This is a genomic window from Asticcacaulis sp. P2_B1 (assembly GCF_056404915.1).
The window spans coordinates 144,313-161,375 of sequence record NZ_JBFUDD010000010.1; the positions used below are offsets into that span (position 1 = coordinate 144,313).

Below are 17,063 nucleotides of genomic sequence, written 5' to 3' on the forward strand. Positions count from 1 at the left end.
GTGGCCACCCTCACCTCTTCATTACAAATCACGGCCAGCCTGAGCCTCGTGCTCGGGCTGGCCGCTGTCTATCTCACCTGGCGGCGCAAAGGCGCGCGCGACGGCCTTTGGCGCCATGGCCTGTCGGCCGGCTGGGCGCTGTTAGCCCTGGGCCTGGGCGGATGGGCGACGACGGTGTCCGCCGATCAGGGCCTGGCCCTGGCCGCCGTCCTGGTCATGGTCCTGGCGCTCGCTATCGTCGCGGCCCATGGCCTGGCGCAACCGGCCAAATCCGTCAAGGCCGGCCGCGTCCGCGACGAGGGGGCTTCGGACAGCCTGACCCTGGGTGCGGGATACTGGGGGCGCGTCGCCGTGCGTTTGACGGGCAGCCTGCTGATCGCGCCGGCCTTCGGTATCTCCATGGGCCTGGCATGGTGCGCCTATGTCCCGGGCGACGATGCCGACCGGCTGATCGGCATGGCCCTGGTCTCGACCCTGGCCGCGGCCACGGCATTGGTCATCCTGCTGGCCAGCCGCCGGCCCTGGCGCTCCGCCGCCGGCCTGACCTTTGTTACCCTGATGGCGGCCGGCCTGGTCGTTATTCCCGGGGGCATGGTCTGGCCATGAAAGCTTCCCGGAAACCGATATGGCCGAAAGTGCCGGCGGCCTTCGTCCAGCAGAACCTGACCGGCCACAAGATACTCGGGCTCGCCATGGCCGGCCTGCTCTATCTGATCTGCCTGAGCGGCACGGTGACGGTCTTCTATCTCGACCTTCAGCGCTGGGAGACACCCAACCTGCCCGATGTCACCGCGGTTTCGGGCGCGGCCGTGCAAAGGGCGGTGGACGATACACGCCACCGGTTGACCGCCCAGGACACCGGCATCTATATCTATGCGCCGACGGACGATAATCCGCGTCTCAATGTCACCCATGGCGCCGAGGTCCACGCCTATGACGGAAGGGGCGTCTATGCCGGTGACGGCGACCACAAACTGACCAATGCCCTGACCGAACTGCACTATTATCTCCATCTGCCGTCGTCGATCGGCATGATCGTGGTCGGCCTCGCTGGCCTGATCCTGCTGGCCCTGATCCTGGGTGGTCTGTTGTCGCATCCCCGCATTTTGAAGGATGCCTTTACGTGGCGGCGGCGCGCCCAACCGCGCCTCGAACGTGCCGACCTGCATAACCGCATCGGCGTATGGGCCGCGCCCTTTCACATCGTCATGGCCCTGTCCGGCGCCTTGATCGGCCTGTCCAGCCTGATCCTCCTGGCCAATGCCGCGGTCTTCCATAAGGGCGACACGGCCGCTGCATCGGCACCGATCTACGGCCCACCGCCGGCCCTTCACCACGACGGCGCCCTGGCAAAAAACGCCATCGTCACCGCCTATGCCGAGCTCAAGGTCCACCACCCCGACGCCACACCAAGCTATATCGCCATCGACAGCCCCGGCAGTGACCACGAGAGCCTGACGATCACCGCCGATATCAAGGACCGGGTGATCTATGGCGAAGAGTTCACCTTCGATCGTGACGGTCACCTGACCGGTCATCTCGGCCTGCAGGATGGCGCCGCCGGCAAGCAGATCTATGCCAGCCTGTACAAACTGCATTTCGGTTCGTTCGGCGGGGTTTGGGTGCGCTGGACCTATCTGCTCCTCGGAGCGGGCCTGTGCCTGATCTGCACGACAGGCATGGATATCTGGCTGGTGAAGTCGGCGAAAAAGGGCAAGCCGTGCCCGCGCCTGCACAAGGCGTGGACGGGCTTCGTCTGGGGTGCGCCCCTGGCCATGACCGTCTCCGCCTGCGCCTGGTTCGGCCTGAGCCTGCCCTTCGTTCCCGTCTTCTGGAGTCTGACGGCCGCCCTGTCGCTGCTCGGCCTGCTAGCGCGTTCGCCGGCTCAGGTCTCGGCGATCGGCCGCCAGGCGCTCGGCGTCGCCCTCATCGCTATGCTCGCCATCCATGCCGTGAGGTTCGGCGCGGCGGCCGTTTCAACCGCCGGCCTGTGGCCCGGCATCGCCTTCCTGGCCGTGGCCTCGGTATGTCTGTTACCCACCAAGCGGGCTTGACCAGTCAGCCCGAGGTGCCGGTTCTGGCCGGCCGCATTTCGTCGCCTGTGTCGTAGGTGGTGGGCGTCTGCACCAGCTTGAACCAGTACGAGCCGATGCTGGCCACGATCTCGTCATAGTCGTCGAGACTGATCGGCTTGGTGATAAAGCCGCTGGCCTGGCCGGCATAGGCGGCGATGACCTCGTGTTCCGCACTGGAACTGCTGAGAATAATGACCGGTATGAGCGCTAGTTTCGGATCGCTTTTTGACGAACTTGAGAAATGTCAGGCCATGCATTTGCGGCAGATTGAGGTCCAGCAGAATAATATCCGGATGGCGGACCTTAGCGAATTCGCCGTCTCCGCGCAGAATAGCAAGACCGATTTCGCCTGTTCCCGCCACTGTAATCTTGCCGGGTAGCCGAGCCGTCTTAAACGCCAGCTTGATGAGGACGGCGTCGCCTGGATTGTCCTTTATCAAGAAGGTCTTCGAACCCTTTCGCCGCCTGCATGCTTGGGGCGCCATTAAGGGCACGGGGCTCGGCCTGGCTGTCTGCAAGAAGATTGTTGAACACGGCGGCCGGATTTGGGTGTCGTCAACGCCCGATGAGGGCGCCATCATCTCCTTTACCCTGCCCGAGGGTGAACCGTCTTGAGGGAGACCTGCCTTGGCTGATCACGTAATCCTCGATGGCCGCAAGGCCGAAATTCTGCTGGTGGAAGACAATCTCGGCGACGAGCTGCTGGCCCTGAGCGTCTTCAGGAACGGCCGGGTCGCCAACAATTTCACCGTCGCCGGCACAGCTGAGGAAGCCTGGGCCATGCCGAAACGTCACGGCGCCCATAGCCGGCAGAACCGCCCCGATCTCATCCTTCTCGACCTCTACCTGCCGGGAATGGGCGGCAAGAGTCTTCTCATGCTCATCAAGGAAGATCCCGAGCTGAAGTCCATACCCGTTGTCGTCATGACGAGCTCCGAGGCCACCGCCGACGTCAAACGCTGTAACGACCTTCAAGCCAGCGGCTATGTCATTAAACCCATGGATCCAGACGCGTTCAAGGACGTGGTCGAGACGATCGAGCAGCTTTTCTTTGAGCCGGTTTGACGTCAACATAATGCCCCCCGGCCACATCGCCCGCACCCAAAGCCGCGACGGTTCATTAGCTATGCTTTTAGGGCATTGCTTATTTACGGCGGGCAATAGACTACTATCCCTGAAACTATGGGATTTGCGCATGAATGTCGTGAAACGAAACAACGTGACTGTTACAGGCCAAGGCGCTTCCGCCATGCTTTTCGCCCACGGTTTCGGCTGCGACCAGAACATGTGGCGCTTTGTGTCACCGGCCTTCGAAGACAGCCACAAATGCATTGTGTTCGACCATGTTGGCGCCGGCCAGTCCGATCTCGCCGCCTACAATTATGCTAAGTACGACAGCCTCGAAGGCTATGCCGACGACATTGTCGAGATCGGTCGCGAACTGGGCCTGAGACATGCCATTTTCGTCGGCCACTCCGTCAGTTCGATGCTCGGGATCATCGCCGCGGCCAAGGCACCCGAGCTTTTCAGCAAACTCATCCTGGTCGGCCCTTCGCCGTCCTACATTAATGACGGCGACTATACAGGCGGATTCACGCGCGCACAGATCGACGAACTGCTGGAATCCCTCGATAACAATCACATGGGATGGTCCATGGCCATGGCACCGGTCATCATGGGCAATCCCGATCGTCCGGACCTGAGCGACGAACTGAGCAATAGTTTTTGCCGCACCGATCCCGATATCGCCAAGCATTTTGCACGCACCACCTTCCTGTCGGACAGCCGGGACATCCTGGCCACGACCGACATACCGACGCTTATCCTGCAGTGTTCCAACGATGTCATCGCGCCCGAAAGCGTCGGCGAATATGTCCACCGCCATATGCCGAACAGCACATTGGTCATCATGGCGGCCACCGGTCATTGCCCCAATCTCAGCGCGCCCGAAGAAACCATTGCCGCCATCAAGGCGTTTGCATAAATGCCGGGTTCGAACGACCACGGCGCAGCCGCGCCGGAAGCGGAAGATTTCGACGATTTCTTCGACAACGCCTTGTGCGGTTACCTTATTGCCAATCCGCGTGGCGAGATCATGCGCGCCAATGCCCGTCTGGCCGCCTGGTTCGGCTGTTCCGTCCCGGATCTGGCCGGCAAAAGGTTTTCCGATCTCCTGACGATCGGAGGAAAAATCTATTACGAGACTCATCTCGGGCCGCTGCTGCGGATGCAGGGCTTTTTCGACGAAGTCGCGCTCGAATTGTCTTTCAATGGCGCGGAACGCTTCCCCGTCTTGGCCAATGCCATGGAACGCCGCGATATCGACCAGGTGCCGCTCTTCATCCGTTATACCCTTTTCAAGGCGACAGACCGGCGTCTCTACGAACAAAACCTGCGCGATGCCCGGACCTTGGCCGAAAGCTCACTGTTTAAAGAACGTGAAGAGTCGGTTCTGCGCGAACAATTCATCGCCGTGCTTGGCCACGACCTGCGCAACCCGTTGAGCGCCATTACCGCCAGTTTGACCCTGTTGTCAGCCCTCTTGCCGAACGACAAGGCGCGCAGCGTCTTGAGCCTGGCGCAAAAAAGCAGCGAGCGCATGGCCCTGTTGATCAACGACATTATGAATTTCGCCCGCGGCCGCCTGGGTGGCGGCATGACGCTCGACTTAAAAGAAACCGACATGGCGCCGGTCCTGTTGCATGTCGTCGACGAATTGCGCACGACCTGGCCCGAACGAAGGATAGAGACCGACTTCGACGATCGGCTGGCCGTGGTTTGCGATGTCGCCCGGCTGTCGCAGCTGTTGTCGAACCTGCTCGCCAACGCCATCACCCATGGCTCGGCCGACGGTCCGATCGTGGTCCGCACCACGATAGCTCCCGAAGGTTTTGAAATGTCGGTGGCCAATGCGGGCAGGCCGATCCCTCCCGAAGCGCTGGAACGCCTGTTCGACCCGTTTACACGCGAAGAGGTCCGGCCCAGCCAAAACGGCTTGGGCCTCGGGCTGTATATTTCTTCCGAGATTGCCCGCGCCCATGGCGGGACCCTGTCGGCCACGTCGTCGCCGGTGCAAACGCGCTTTACCTTCCGTATGCCGATCGCAAACCCGGCGTGCTAACCCAAACATCAGATTTCCATCACCCAAAGTCATGGCATCCGTCAGGCTTTGCCGCTCTGCCCCTGCCACTCTGTCGTCATCGTCCACGACACCTAGGCAGATTTCATGACCGCACCCTCCCGCCTTCACCTCCTGTGGCTCGTCGCCGCCATGGCCACAGCCGTCCCCACCCATGCGGAAGCCCCATCCGGCGGCGTGTACCCGGCCGGTTTCTATGCCGGCTATGCCCCGCAAACCGCGCTCGACATGATCGTTCATACGCCCGGCTTTACACTCAAGAACGGCAGTGACCGGCGCGGGTTTTCCGGAGCGCTGGGCGACGTCCTGATCGACGGCCAGCGGCCCATCATCAAGAACCAGACTCTCGAAGACGTGCTCAAACTGATCCCGGCGGCCCAGGTCCTGCGCATCGAAGTCTTGTCCGGCGATGCCGTCGCCGGCGATCCGTCGGGCGAGCCTGTCCTGGCCAATGTCGTTCGCGTTGCCTCGACCGGCAGCGGCTATGCCTCGGCCGGCACCGAATACGCCAACCGCCACCGCGCCGCACCCAACGGCTTTATCAGCTGGACCGGCCGCCACGGCGTGATGAGCTACAGCCTGGGCGCCTCGACCTACAGCCTTGTGCGCGACCAGGTGAGCGACTGCACGAACCTGGACGCCGCTGGCGCCCTTCTCAACACAGGCACAGAGCATTCCCCGCGCATCTATTACGAAGCCAAGCTCAACGGCCAGGCCAGCCGCCCGCTTGCCGGCGGCCTGCTCAGCCTGACCGGCCAGGCCATGTATTCGCGCTATCACGAGGACACCCGGCGCTGGAACGAATCTGCCGTCGGTACCTCGCTCGGCGGCCAGGTGACGCCCTATACCGAGACCACGGCGGTCTACGAGCTGGGCGGCCAATATGAACGCGCTCTGGGCCCATGGCGTCTCAACCTGTCGGGCTTTCTTAATCGCAAACATTTCTTCAGCGGCGTGACGGCCAGCCAGATCGCACCCGACGCCGGCATCGCTTCGATCTTCCATCAGGGCCTCGATCGCCAAAGCGGCGAAACCATCCTTCGCGGCCAGATGACGCGCGACCTGTCCGCCGCCAGCCATCTCGAACTGGGCGGCGAAGCGGCGCGCAACAGCATGGACGGCGCCCTGGTCCTCACCTTCGCGGCGGGCGGCGTCACCTATCCCATCCCGGTGCCCGACTCCAATTCGCGCATCGTTGAAGACCGCAGCGAGCTCTATGCCAGCTATGTCCGCGACCTGTCGAGCAATCTCGCCCTTGAGGCGCGATTGACGCGCGAAGCCTCCACCCTGACCTTCCGTGGCGACACCAATCAGGTCGTGCACCTCGCCTATCTCAAACCGTCCCTGACCGTGACGCGACGGATCGGTGGCGGCAATCAGCTGGTTTTGCACACCTATCGCGACGTCGACCAGATTGATTTCAACGACTTCCTGTCGGCGGAATCGCTGAAGGATTCGGTGCTCAACGGCGGCAATCCCGACCTTCGCCCGCAGACTTCGTGGCGCACCGAACTCAGTGGCGACTGGCATTTCGGCCCGCGCACGGCGCTCAGCGTCAAACTCTATCACTATGCCCTGACCGACACCGCCGATCTGGTGCCGGTGAGCCAGGACGGTGTCACCTATGACGCGCCCGGCAATATCGGCAAAGGCCGCATCGACGGCATCAGCGCCAACCTGACCCTGCCGCTCGACCGGCTGTTGCCCAAGGCGTCCGTGACCCTGAACCTGATGCGCCAGGATAGCCGCGTCACCGACCCGGTCACCGGCCGGCCACGTCCCCTGTCGAACCTTCCGACCTACAGCGACACCATCACTTTCCGGCAGGATTTCCCGAAGCATCACCTCGCCTGGGGCTTCGACCATATAGATACGGACTATCTGACCAAATACCGCTTCGCCGGCGTCGACGCGGCGCGGGTCAGCCCGATGCTCAACCTCTATATCGAACGCAGCCGGCTCGGCGCCTTTACCTTGCGGGTGACGCTCAACTCGGCGACCGATGCCGCCGGGTTGCGCCGGCGATCTTTCTACCTGCCCGACCGCACCGGCGCCCTCGACCGTACGGAAATCCAGACCCAGCATCCCAAGCGTTGGCTGAACGTCACCCTAAGCCGGGGATTTTGAGGCAATGATCCGCCCCAATTTGTGAAAGGCGTCGGCCGCGTGACGCGTATCGCCGCCATAGCACCAGCGCGTCAAATTGCCGTCGGCGAAGCGATTGTAATCGAGATGCGGCCACTGACCCTGGTGCTCCATCCCGACCTCACGCGCTTCCGCCGTCTGACCCAGTTCGGCATCCGCCGCCGCCAGGGTGATCGATGACCACATCTGGCGCACGATCTGGCGCGAACGGCGGGCATAGTCCGCGGCCGCGCGATAGTCGCCGCTGCCCAGGGCCAGGTCGGCCTGGCGCGACAGGATCACCCAATGGCGCGGATCGGACGGCGGCATGGTGTCGTCCAGCGCCTTCAGCCGCGCGATGGCGTCGCCACTCGCTGCCATGCACTGGCCTTGCGCAAAAGCCAACTCGATCTGCGCCGTCAGATTATCGGGTTCCAGCGCGACGACATGTTTCAGGGTCGCCACGGCCGCGTCGCGCCGGCCGGCATATCTGTCGTAGAGGGCGATCTGATACAGGACACCGGCATCATAGGGCGCCAGTTGCAGGGCGCGGTCAGCGCTCTTTGCCGCGCGCTCGGCATGGGTGGCCGTATCGGATGGCGGGTCGAACAGGGCGAAATTGGCCATGACCTGGGCCAGGCTGGCGTGGGCCAGGGCGAAATCGGGGTCCTTGGCGATCGCCCGGTCCCACACCCAATAGGAATTATCCGTCGGTGGCCCCTGCCATTCCCGGTCGGCGCCGGGCACCCAGGTGCCGAGCAGAACCAGTTCCCAGGGGCTCAGCGTGATCGCCGGCTTTTTCTGCACCCTCGTCTTGGTGATTTGCAGCACGGCGGGTTCGAGCTGGGCCGACAGGGCGGAAATGGCGCCGTCGTGGCCAGCTTCCCCGGCATAGGTCTCGCTGCCTGACCACAGGGTGTCGCCGCTGGCATAGTCCTGAACCTGGACAGCGATGCGGGTGCGGCCATCCCCGCTCTTGATCGTGCCGGCAACGACGTAGACGTAGTCGTGGCGTGTATCCGGGCGAGCGGCGTCAAACTTGCGCACGCGGATCTGGTCGAAGCGCGCCAGAGCTGCCGTCAGGTCGTTGGTCGCCACAGCGGCCGGGGCCGCGTCGCCGTCCAGCGGCTTGACCATGACGACAATACCTTCGATGGCGGAGACCGGCGGCGGCAGCGAATGCCAGACGACAAGGCCGATCACCGCCAATAGGACGGCCGCCGCCAGCCCGAGCCATGGCCAGAACCGGCGAGGTCGCTGTGTCGCTGCCGCCGGCACGACGGCGTCTTCCGGCTCCGCCGCAAAAACATAGCCGCGCTTGGAGATCGTCCGGATCACCTCCGGATCGTCGCCGGCGGATTTGAGCACCTTGCGCAGGATCGAGATGGCTCGGGTCAGGCTTTCGTCGCCGCCAAAGGTGACGCCCCACACGGCATCGATCAGCTCCTGGCGCGACACGACCTCGCCGTTTCGCCGCGCCAGCACGCACAGCACCTCCATCGGCTTGGGCTCGATCGTGAGTGCCACGCCATTTCTGACGACACGATTGCGCGCGGGGTCGATTTCGATCCCCCTGAAGCGCATGACCGTTACCCGTGCCTCTTCCATCCCGCCTCATTGCGTTATCGCAGCGAGTGTAGAGATTTCCGGGCAGGGTTCAAGCGCTGCGCCCTCAGACGTGCTGGGCCAACCGGGCATTGGTCGTATAGGTGCCGATGACCTGCGCCGTGCCCAGCACATGGCCTTTCAGCGCCGCTTGCATCTCATCGCCATGGAAGCCCGGCTTCAAACGCAGCGACCGTGTGTCCAGCGCATAGACGATATAGTGGTAACGGTGGACGCGCTCATCATTCCACGGCGGGCTGGGGCCGTCATAACCGCCCTTGCCCTGAGCGCGGTCGCCAAAGTCATTGGCGCCCATAATCCCTTCCGGCATTTCGCTCTCGCTGATACGCGTCGTGTCGCCCGAAATATCGCTCAGCAGCCAGTGATAAAACGATCGCCGCGGCGAATCGGCCGGGATGGTCCGGCCCGGTTGATTGGCATCGGAGAAATCCGCCGGCACGTCGCGGTCGACCACCATGACGGCGAATGCTTGAGTGCCTTCGGGCGGATCGCTCCAGAAAAAGGCCGGACGATTGTTGCGGCCCGGTTTCACGGCGCCGGAGCCGTCCGGCACGCTGGTGGCATAGGTTTCGGGGATCGGCAGTCCATTATTGATGCCATCGACTCTCAGGGTAAACATCACGCACGCTCCTTCATCTTGCCCCAGGCCTCGTCATAGTCGGCTTTGATACCGATCCTGGCGGCTCGGTCGTTGATCAACCTGGCGGTTTTGCGGAAATCCTCTTCGGCTTCATGGCGCACGCCGGCGGCCTTGTCGCCCAGGTGCTGCTCCCACGATTTGGCATAGGTCAAGGTGATGAGATAACCGGCGCGGCGATAGAGCTCGGTCAGAGCTTCGCGGCTCCTGGCCTGGACGATGTCCTCGCGTATCTCGCTGAAAATCTTATCGATGTCGGCTTTGGATTTGACGTGTCCATAACGCACGTCCTTATCCTTATCGGGCTTGTCTTTATCGGCGGTCTTGACCATGGGGATGTACCTCGCTGCGCCCCAGCGGCGAGGAACCTCGCCAAATCGCCGTAAAGAATCAATGGGAAAGCGGCAGGGCGAGCTCGGCCAACACCGGATAGTGATCGGAAATCGCACGGCCGCCCATGGTGTCGGTGAGAACGGCGTAACGCGATACCGTCAGGCCCTTTGGCACAAAGACATGGTCGATATTCTTGCCGCTGTCCTTGGTCGTATCGAAACCGTTGAAGGTCGATTGCGGTCCGAACTCGACCCTGGCCACCACACGGGCGTCATTCAACCCGGATTCGGCCGCGGTGAAGGTCTGATAGGCGGCCGTCGAAGGATCGGAATTGAGATCGCCCAGGACGATGGCGGTGGCGCCCGCCACAGGCGGCATGTGCTCGACCTGGAGCGCGCAGTTGCGCCGCGCCTCGTCGCTGACATTGTCGAAATGGACATTGCGTACATCCAGCAATTTGCCGCTCGCGCGATCTTTGAGGACCACCCGCGTAATGGTGCGCTTGAAGGCGGCGCCCCAGCCCAGGCTCGGCACGGAAGGTGTGGGCGAGCACCATTCGGTATGGGTGCTGACGGTCGCGAAGCGATCCTTTCGCCAGAGAATCGAGGTCGACTCGCCGCCTTGGGCGCCATCGTCGCGGCCGACGCCGTAATGATCGTAGACGCCCAGCTGCCCGGCCAGATAATCGACGTTCGGCAGGACTGCCTCCTGAACGCCGAAAATATCTGGCGCATAGAAGGCGATCTGTTTCACCATGGCGGCCTTGCGCTCGTCCCAGCGCGGATTGTMGCCGGCGACATCGATGCGGATATTATAGCTCAGCACTTTCAGCGGTACGGTATCGGTGGATGCGGCCGCCATGTCGGGGAGACGTTCGAAGCGCGTCAGGACAATATCGTTCGCGCGCATCGGGACGCTGTAACTGGCCTTGCCGTCGGCGCCGACAACGACGGTCGTCGTGGTTTCGGGCAGGTCGCGCGTCTTGGCCTGCATGTCGTCGATCTGCTCCGGTGTCAGCGTCTTGGGCAGACCCATGTCGATATAGGCGCTCATCGGGTCGTTGTGGCGATAACCGGTGCGGAAGACGGTGACGATATAGCGCCCGGGCTTCATGTCCTTGAGATCGAACTGAACCGGCGCCACATCCTCAGTCGGCACGATTTTGGTGTAGAAGGGCCGGTTGCTCTTGTCCTGGACCGGCTGGCGGAAGTCCCAGACCAAGGCCGCGACATCGTCGCCGTCGCGGGTCACGAAGGACTGCGCGTCGCCGGCCAGGGCCACCGGCCCCAGTTCGTGGAGATATTTATAGGCAAAGAAGGCGGGTTTGCGGATACCTTCGCGGTTCAGCAAACCGAAACCGCCATGGAACGGTGTCGGCGGCGGACCGGACTCATCGAACAGGTCGCTGAAGGTCCAGTAGCTCATGCCTTGCAGAAGGCCCTGCGAGCCCTTCAGCTTGCTGAGGATATAGGGTGCGCTGATATAGGAATCGTGGACCGGATCGCGCGGCGTGTAGGAGGTCGACCACTCGGTGAAATAGACTGGCAGCCCGGGCATGGCCGACGCCGTCACTTCGGCCCGAACGCGGCGGACATCGCCGAGAATAGCGTCGGGCGACGGCGACAGCTTGGTGTCGCTCTGGCCGGCCTCATCGAGGAAGCCGCCGTCGACGCCATAGGTATGGGTGGTAATGAAGTCGAGCGGCGCGCCCGACGCCTTGACGTGGGCAATGAATTCCGGAACCCAGGCGGCGCCGGCGGTTGACGGCCCGCCCACCTTCAGCGCCGGATCCACGGCCTTCAAGGTGCGCGCAGTCGAGTCGTAAAGCGAGAAATAGGCGGCCTGGTCGGACTTTTCCCAGAAGCCGTCGAGATTGGGTTCGTTCCACACCTCGAACGGCCAGGATTCGACCTCGGCCTTGCCATAGCGCTCCTCCAGATGGCGGGCGAAGGCCTCGACTAGGGCGGCCCATTTGGCGGGATCGGGGTGCGAGGTATTGCCGTTCCACCAGAAGATATGGTTGTCCGACGTCTTCATGGCCGTCGGCGTAAAACCGAGCTCGACGAAGGGCTTGATGCCGATTTTCAGCAGGTGGTCATACAGATAGTCGATCTTCGTCCAGTCATAGACCGGCTTGCCATCGACCTCCTTATAGGTGCCCAGGATGTCGTGGAAGATGGCGTGGAAGCGAACATAGCGGAAGCCGAGCTCATCCTCGACAGTCTGTAATTGGCCCAGACTGTCGTCGCGGATCAGGGTGCCAGGATAGTCGGAACCGACCGACAGATCATAGAAGCGATCGAAGGCGCCCTGGCTTTGGGCGACATCTACGGCGATATGCCGGGCCGGTTCGGCGGCGCCAGCCGTGCCGGCTCCAAAGGCGCCACCCAGGGCGCATGCTATAGCCAGTGTCGTCCATACAGTGCGGATCATGGTCATCTCCCTGTTTTGCGGGACGTTAGCGCTAACGTGCGTCCGGTCCAACAAAAAAGCGGCGGAGTTGCCCCCGCCGCTTTCTTTAATAACGATCCGTTTGCGTTACCAAAACACGGTATACAAAGCGACCAGGATGACGATGACACCCACCGCTAATATATTAAAGGCGGTCGAGGTCTTGAAGCTGACGCCTTCCAGCGACAGAGTCGAGACTTCCTTTTTGTTCGGCACCACCAGCGACACCAGGATGGCGACGAGAAGGGCGGCGACGAAGTCCCAGCCGACGCGCAGCATGAACGGATAGTCCGGCTGCAGGTAAGACCAGACCGCCGAGATCAAAACGCCACCGAGGATAGCCATAAAGGCGCCCGCGGTCGAACAACGCTTCCAGAACATGCCCAGGGCAAAGATAACCACAATGCCCGGTGTGAAGTAGCCCGTGAAGTTCTGGATATACTGGAAGGCCTGATCTGACTTGCCGAGCAGCGGTTGCGCCGTGAAGATGGCGATCGCCACGGCGACGATCGACGCAATCCGTCCGATATTGACAAGGGTCTTTTCAGGTACGGTCGGATTAAGCGGCGCCACAATATCGATGGTGAAGATGGTGGCGATCGAGTTGATCTTGGAGGCCGTCGACGAGATGACCGCGAAGGTCAGGGCGACGAAAACGAGACCCAGGAGACCCGTCGGCAGCAGCTTCATCATTTCCGGATAGGCGTGGTCGGCAACGGCCAAGTTGGGCGACAGGATCAGGGCGGCCATGCCCGGAACGACGACGATCAGCGGCATCAGAAGCTTGAGATAGGCGGCAAAGGCGATGCCCTTTTGTGCTTCACCGATATTCTTGGCGGCCAGGGCGCGCTGGATGATGTATTGATTGAAGCCCCAATAGGAGATGTTCATGATCCACATGCCGCCGACCAGGACGGCGATGCCCGGGAGGTCCTTGTAGAAGGGCGACGTCTTGTCGAGGATCATGTGGAAGTGTTCGGGGAACTTTTCGCGAATGGTATTGAAGCCGGAAATCGCCGCACCGAAGTTGTCGGCGCCGCCGATCTTGGTAAGGGTGATGGCGACGATGATTAAACCGCCCAGCACCAGCAACGTGACCTGAACGATATCGGTCATGGCCACGGCCTTCAGACCACCCGATATCTGGTACAACAGGGCGAAGATGCCCAGTCCCACAAGGACGGTGAAAGGATCGATGCCGGTGACCGTAGTGACCGCCGTACCGCCCAGCCACAAGATCGAGGTCAGGTTGACGAAGACGTAGAGCAGCAGCCAGAAGATGGCCATCAAGTACTTCACGCTGGGCCCGAAGCGGGTTTGCAGGAAGCCCGGCATGGTCTGGATGCCGTTTTTCAGGAAGACCGGCAGGAAAAACTTGCCGACGATAATCAGGGTGATGGCCGCCATCCATTCATAGGAGGCGATGGCCAGGCCGATGCGGTAGCCCGAACCGGACATGCCGATGATCTGTTCGGCGGAGATGTTGGCGGCGATCAGCGAAGCACCGATAGCCCACCACGGCAGGTGGTTGCCGGCCAGGAAATAGCCGTTGGTGGTGACGGCTTCGTCGGCCTTGCGGCGCCCGACGATCTGGGCCAGGACGAAGATGGATACGGCGTAAAACAGCACGATCCAGATGTCGATACTCGACAGAAAACTGCTCGATGGCAGGAATTGGGTCAGATTAGGCATGGTCTCCCCTGAGGATGCGCCCATTTGGGCTTGGCTCAATTATCATACAAATGACACAGGTTTGCGCCTGAATCAATTGCCCTGTTCGTGACGCCGTTATTCCGCCGGCTTGGCGCCGGTCGTATGGTTCAGTAAGACACCCCACCGCCATTACGCGGGCAATGGAGTGTCTTATCTAATCTACTGGCCCGTCCTCATTGGCCCGTCGCCGGGCAGGTCGCATCGCCCTCGTCCGAAGCCAGCTTGACGCCGCTATAGCTGATGCTCAGCGGTGCGCCGGAGCTCAGGGCGAACGGCACGCCGATCGCCTTCGGATCGACACCGGCCGCCACAAAACAATCGAGCGTAATCTTCAAGGTCGCCCATTCGCCGACCGGCGCCGTCATCACCGATGACACGTCGATCTTGTGCGTCGTATCCAGTGTCTCGCCCATGGCCATATAGACCGGCCCCTGCAGAGGCGCATCCAACCGGTAGGTCAGGCCGACCGTCATCTTGCCCGTGGTCTGGCGGCTGAGATCGACCGGCGTGCCGCTGAAGGCGGCTTCGCCGGGGCCGGTGCCGGTAAAGACCAGCGAGCGGCCGGCCTCCTGCTTGCCGGCGTCGACCGGGTTTTGCATGACCATGCCGCCAGGGCTACTGAACGGATCGTGGTCGCCCTGTGCGGAACCATTGGCGTCGATCAGGTTAAGCTGCCATGGCGCCTTGACGCGGCCGGCGGCGAAATAGGTGTCGACATTGGTCACGGCGACGTCCTTGAGGCCGGAATCTTCCGACAGGCGCGGCACGTCGCCGCTGTCCTCGTAGGTTAGGCCGTAGCCATAGGCGAATTGCGGATCATAATCGGCAGTGCCGACATTGAGCGGCCCCTGATTGGCATATTTCGGCCACGAGAAGGTCAGCTTGCCGCGGAAATCGTAACGCGCCTGCTTGTTGAGATCGCCGACCAGAACGTCGGCGACGCCACCGCCTTCGGTCCCCGGCAGCCAGGCTTCGACAAAGGCGTCCGATGCATTGATCTCGGGATTGGTCCACAACGGCCGTCCCGACAGGAAGACGGTGACGACGGGGACGCCCTGCTTCTTCAACTTTTCGATCAGGGCCAGGTCGGTGCGGTCGCCGGTCTGATAATCGAGATTGCTGCGATCACCCTGGAATTCGGCGTAAGGATCTTCGCCGATAACGACGACGGCGACATCGGGCTTTTCCTTATAGACGCCATCCTCGCTCCACGACGCGGTGCCGCCGGCTTGTTCGACCGCTTCCTCGAAGCCTTGCCAGATCGATTCACCGTTGGGGAAATCGGCATTGGTATTGCCGGTGCCCTGCCAGGTAATGGTCCAGCCGCCGGCCTGTTTGCCGATATCGTTGGCGCCGGAACCGGTAACCAAAATATGGGCCGCCGGATCGAGCGGCAGGATGTGGTTCTCGTTCTTGATCAGGACCAGGGATTCGCGCACGGCTTGACGGGCGACGGCGCGGTGTTCGGCCGAACCGAGGTTTTCCCAATGGCCGGCCAGCGGACGGTCGAGCGGCGCGCCCAACGTAAACAGCCCGCCCTTGATCTTGGCGCGCAGGATACGGCGGACGGCGTCGTCCAAACGCGCCTGCGGGATCACACCGGACTTCACTTCTGCCAGGGTGTGGTCGAACATGCCCTTCCAGCCGTCGGGCGCCATGAACATGTCGATGCCGGCATTCATCGCCGCTGGGCAATCGTCCGTGGCGCAGCCCGGCACCTGGCCTTGCGCGTTCCAGTCGGTGATGACGAAGCCGTCGAAATGCATGCGCTGCTTCAACGCGCCGGTGATCAGGCGTTTATTGCCGGCCATCTTCTGGCCGTTCCACGACGAAAACGACGCCATGACCGACAGCGTGCCGGCACGGATAGCCGGCGGATAACCGGCGCCATGGATGCGCGCCAAATCCGCTTCAGTGACCTCGGTATCGCCTTGATCCTTACCATCCTGGGTGCCGCCGTCGCCCAAAAAGTGCTTGGCCGTCGACATGATATGGCCGGGCTTGATACCGTCCTTGCCGCCGTCCGGCCCTTGCAGTCCCTCGACCATCATACCGGAATAGGCGGCGACGTCGGCGGGGTTTTCCGAATAAGACTCGTAACTCCGGCCCCAGCGCTTGTCGCGCGCCACGGCGACCGTCGGTGCAAACGTCCAGTCGACCCCGGCCAGAGACATCTCATCGGCCGTGACCTCACCGATCTTTTCGATCAGGTCCGGATCGTGCATGGCGCCTAAGCCAACATTGTGCGGGAAGATGACCGCACCGACCAGGTTCGAATGGCCGTGGACGGCGTCAATGCCGAACAAAACCGGGATCGGCGCATTGGTCGGGCGTTCCAGCGCGGCACGCCAATAGTCGTCGGCCAGCTTCAACCAGGCGTCGGGCGTGGCGCGCTCGTTCTTCTGCGGTGCCGAATTGCCGCCGGCCAGGATCGAGCCGATCGGATAGGTCTTGAGATCTTCAGGGGTAATGAAGTTGATATCGGCCTGGATGGTCTGGCCGACCTTTTCCTCCAGCGTCATCTTGCTCATGATGTCGGTGATCTGGGCCTCGGTCTCGGGCGTGATCAGGCCAGCATCGCCCAGTTTCGGCCAGGCCGGATCGACGGCGATGATGGCCGGCGTTACCGCTTTCTTTGCCACGGCCTTTTTAACCGGCGCCTTGCGGCTCGCCTTCCTGGTCGATTTTTTAACCGCCTTATGTACCGTCTTGTGGGCAGCAGCCTTATGCGGCTTCTTCGCCTCGGCCATGGTCCCGGTCATAGCCAGGGACAACATGACACTCAGGGCGACCCCAAGCTTCAAGGTGGATTTAAACGGGGCGGACATGAGGCTCCTGGACATAGGTTCTTTAACTTCCCAACATTTCTTTTTCGACTATGTAGCAGACAAAAAGTCGCGCGTCTTGTGCGTGCAAGCCCCCGGCCCCTACATCCTCTTTTGACTGTGACGTCAGAGGTTATGGT

At 62.1% G+C, this 17,063-nt stretch carries 14 protein-coding genes; 7 read left to right on the forward strand and 7 right to left on the reverse strand.

Going from position 1 to position 17,063, the window contains the following annotated elements; translation table 11 throughout:
* Together AC1DX3_RS18545 and AC1DX3_RS18550 are read left to right on the forward strand one after the other, a co-directional pair.
* Positions 1-606 carry a hypothetical protein gene (locus AC1DX3_RS18545; RefSeq protein ID WP_476990816.1) on the forward strand — a complete coding sequence of 202 codons (606 nt, stop codon included), beginning with the start codon at positions 1-3 and terminating at the stop codon, positions 604-606.
* Positions 603-2,054, forward strand: coding sequence for a PepSY-associated TM helix domain-containing protein (locus tag AC1DX3_RS18550; protein WP_476990817.1), 1,452 nt, complete (start codon positions 603-605; stop codon positions 2,052-2,054). Before AC1DX3_RS18545 ends, AC1DX3_RS18550 begins: the two co-directional genes overlap by 4 nt.
* Before the next feature lie 113 nt (positions 2,055-2,167).
* Here AC1DX3_RS18550 and AC1DX3_RS18555 read toward each other — a convergent pair whose 3' ends face one another.
* The gene (locus tag AC1DX3_RS18555) at positions 2,168-2,515 is read right to left on the reverse strand and encodes a response regulator (protein WP_476990818.1); all 348 of its coding nucleotides are present in this window, start codon (positions 2,513-2,515) and stop codon (positions 2,168-2,170) included.
* On the opposite strand from AC1DX3_RS18555, the gene AC1DX3_RS18560 reads away from it, so the two are divergent.
* The 5 genes from AC1DX3_RS18560 (at position 2,502) to AC1DX3_RS18580 (ending at position 7,341) form a co-directional block, all read left to right on the forward strand.
* Positions 2,502-2,690 carry an ATP-binding protein gene (locus tag AC1DX3_RS18560; protein ID WP_476990819.1) on the forward strand — a complete coding sequence of 63 codons (189 nt, stop codon included), beginning with the start codon at positions 2,502-2,504 and terminating at the stop codon, positions 2,688-2,690. The two genes, AC1DX3_RS18555 and AC1DX3_RS18560, sit on opposite strands and share 14 nt — an antisense overlap.
* Before the next feature lie 12 nt (positions 2,691-2,702).
* Positions 2,703-3,140, forward strand: coding sequence for a response regulator (locus tag AC1DX3_RS18565; RefSeq protein WP_476990820.1), 438 nt, complete (start codon positions 2,703-2,705; stop codon positions 3,138-3,140).
* Positions 3,141-3,324: 184 nt separating this feature from the next.
* Positions 3,325-4,059: an alpha/beta fold hydrolase gene (locus AC1DX3_RS18570; RefSeq protein ID WP_476990821.1), complete on the forward strand. Its 735-nt coding sequence runs from the start codon at positions 3,325-3,327 to the stop codon at positions 4,057-4,059.
* Positions 4,060-5,196 carry a PAS domain-containing sensor histidine kinase gene (locus AC1DX3_RS18575; protein WP_476990822.1) on the forward strand — a complete coding sequence of 379 codons (1,137 nt, stop codon included), beginning with the start codon at positions 4,060-4,062 and terminating at the stop codon, positions 5,194-5,196.
* A gap of 105 nt (positions 5,197-5,301) precedes the next feature.
* On the forward strand, positions 5,302-7,341 hold the full coding sequence (locus AC1DX3_RS18580) for a TonB-dependent receptor domain-containing protein (RefSeq protein ID WP_476990823.1): 2,040 nt from the start codon (positions 5,302-5,304) through the stop codon (positions 7,339-7,341).
* Here the strand turns inward: AC1DX3_RS18580 and AC1DX3_RS18585 are convergent.
* The 6 genes from AC1DX3_RS18585 to AC1DX3_RS18610 all read right to left on the reverse strand — a co-directional run bounded on the left by AC1DX3_RS18585 (position 7,324) and on the right by AC1DX3_RS18610 (position 16,926).
* Positions 7,324-8,922: a winged helix-turn-helix domain-containing protein gene (locus AC1DX3_RS18585; protein WP_476990824.1), complete on the reverse strand. Its 1,599-nt coding sequence runs from the start codon at positions 8,920-8,922 to the stop codon at positions 7,324-7,326. The genes AC1DX3_RS18580 and AC1DX3_RS18585 overlap by 18 nt on opposite strands.
* 88 nt (positions 8,923-9,010) lie before the next feature.
* Positions 9,011-9,583 (reverse strand): YbhB/YbcL family Raf kinase inhibitor-like protein, encoded by a 573-nt coding sequence (locus AC1DX3_RS18590; RefSeq protein ID WP_476990825.1) that lies wholly within the window; start codon positions 9,581-9,583, stop codon positions 9,011-9,013.
* Positions 9,583-9,933 carry a hypothetical protein gene (locus tag AC1DX3_RS18595; protein ID WP_476990826.1) on the reverse strand — a complete coding sequence of 117 codons (351 nt, stop codon included), beginning with the start codon at positions 9,931-9,933 and terminating at the stop codon, positions 9,583-9,585. Before AC1DX3_RS18595 ends, AC1DX3_RS18590 begins: the two co-directional genes overlap by 1 nt.
* Before the next feature lie 58 nt (positions 9,934-9,991).
* Positions 9,992-12,367 (reverse strand): GH39 family glycosyl hydrolase, encoded by a 2,376-nt coding sequence (locus tag AC1DX3_RS18600; protein WP_476990827.1) that lies wholly within the window; start codon positions 12,365-12,367, stop codon positions 9,992-9,994.
* A gap of 105 nt (positions 12,368-12,472) precedes the next feature.
* Positions 12,473-14,077: a sodium:solute symporter family transporter gene (locus tag AC1DX3_RS18605; protein WP_476990828.1), complete on the reverse strand. Its 1,605-nt coding sequence runs from the start codon at positions 14,075-14,077 to the stop codon at positions 12,473-12,475.
* 194 nt (positions 14,078-14,271) lie between these two features.
* Positions 14,272-16,926, reverse strand: a complete 2,655-nt coding sequence (locus AC1DX3_RS18610; protein WP_476990829.1) for a glycoside hydrolase family 3 protein — start codon at positions 16,924-16,926, stop codon at positions 14,272-14,274.
* Positions 16,927-17,063 lie beyond the last annotated feature (137 nt).

Excerpts from the sequence above, each read along its gene's own strand:
- AC1DX3_RS18550 (WP_476990817.1), top strand. The coding sequence starts at position 603 with ATGAAAGCTTCCCGGAAACCGATATGGCCGAAAGTGCCGGCGGCCTTC.
- AC1DX3_RS18570 (WP_476990821.1), top strand. The coding sequence starts at position 3,325 with ATGCTTTTCGCCCACGGTTTCGGCTGCGACCAGAACATGTGGCGCTTT.
- AC1DX3_RS18575 (WP_476990822.1), top strand. The coding sequence starts at position 4,060 with ATGCCGGGTTCGAACGACCACGGCGCAGCCGCGCCGGAAGCGGAAGAT.
- AC1DX3_RS18580 (WP_476990823.1), top strand. The coding sequence starts at position 5,302 with ATGACCGCACCCTCCCGCCTTCACCTCCTGTGGCTCGTCGCCGCCATG.
- AC1DX3_RS18585 (WP_476990824.1), bottom strand. The coding sequence starts at position 8,922 with ATGCGCTTCAGGGGGATCGAAATCGACCCCGCGCGCAATCGTGTCGTC.
- AC1DX3_RS18590 (WP_476990825.1), bottom strand. The coding sequence starts at position 9,583 with ATGTTTACCCTGAGAGTCGATGGCATCAATAATGGACTGCCGATCCCC.
- AC1DX3_RS18595 (WP_476990826.1), bottom strand. The coding sequence starts at position 9,933 with ATGGTCAAGACCGCCGATAAAGACAAGCCCGATAAGGATAAGGACGTG.
- AC1DX3_RS18605 (WP_476990828.1), bottom strand. The coding sequence starts at position 14,077 with ATGCCTAATCTGACCCAATTCCTGCCATCGAGCAGTTTTCTGTCGAGT.
- AC1DX3_RS18610 (WP_476990829.1), bottom strand. The coding sequence starts at position 16,926 with ATGTCCGCCCCGTTTAAATCCACCTTGAAGCTTGGGGTCGCCCTGAGT.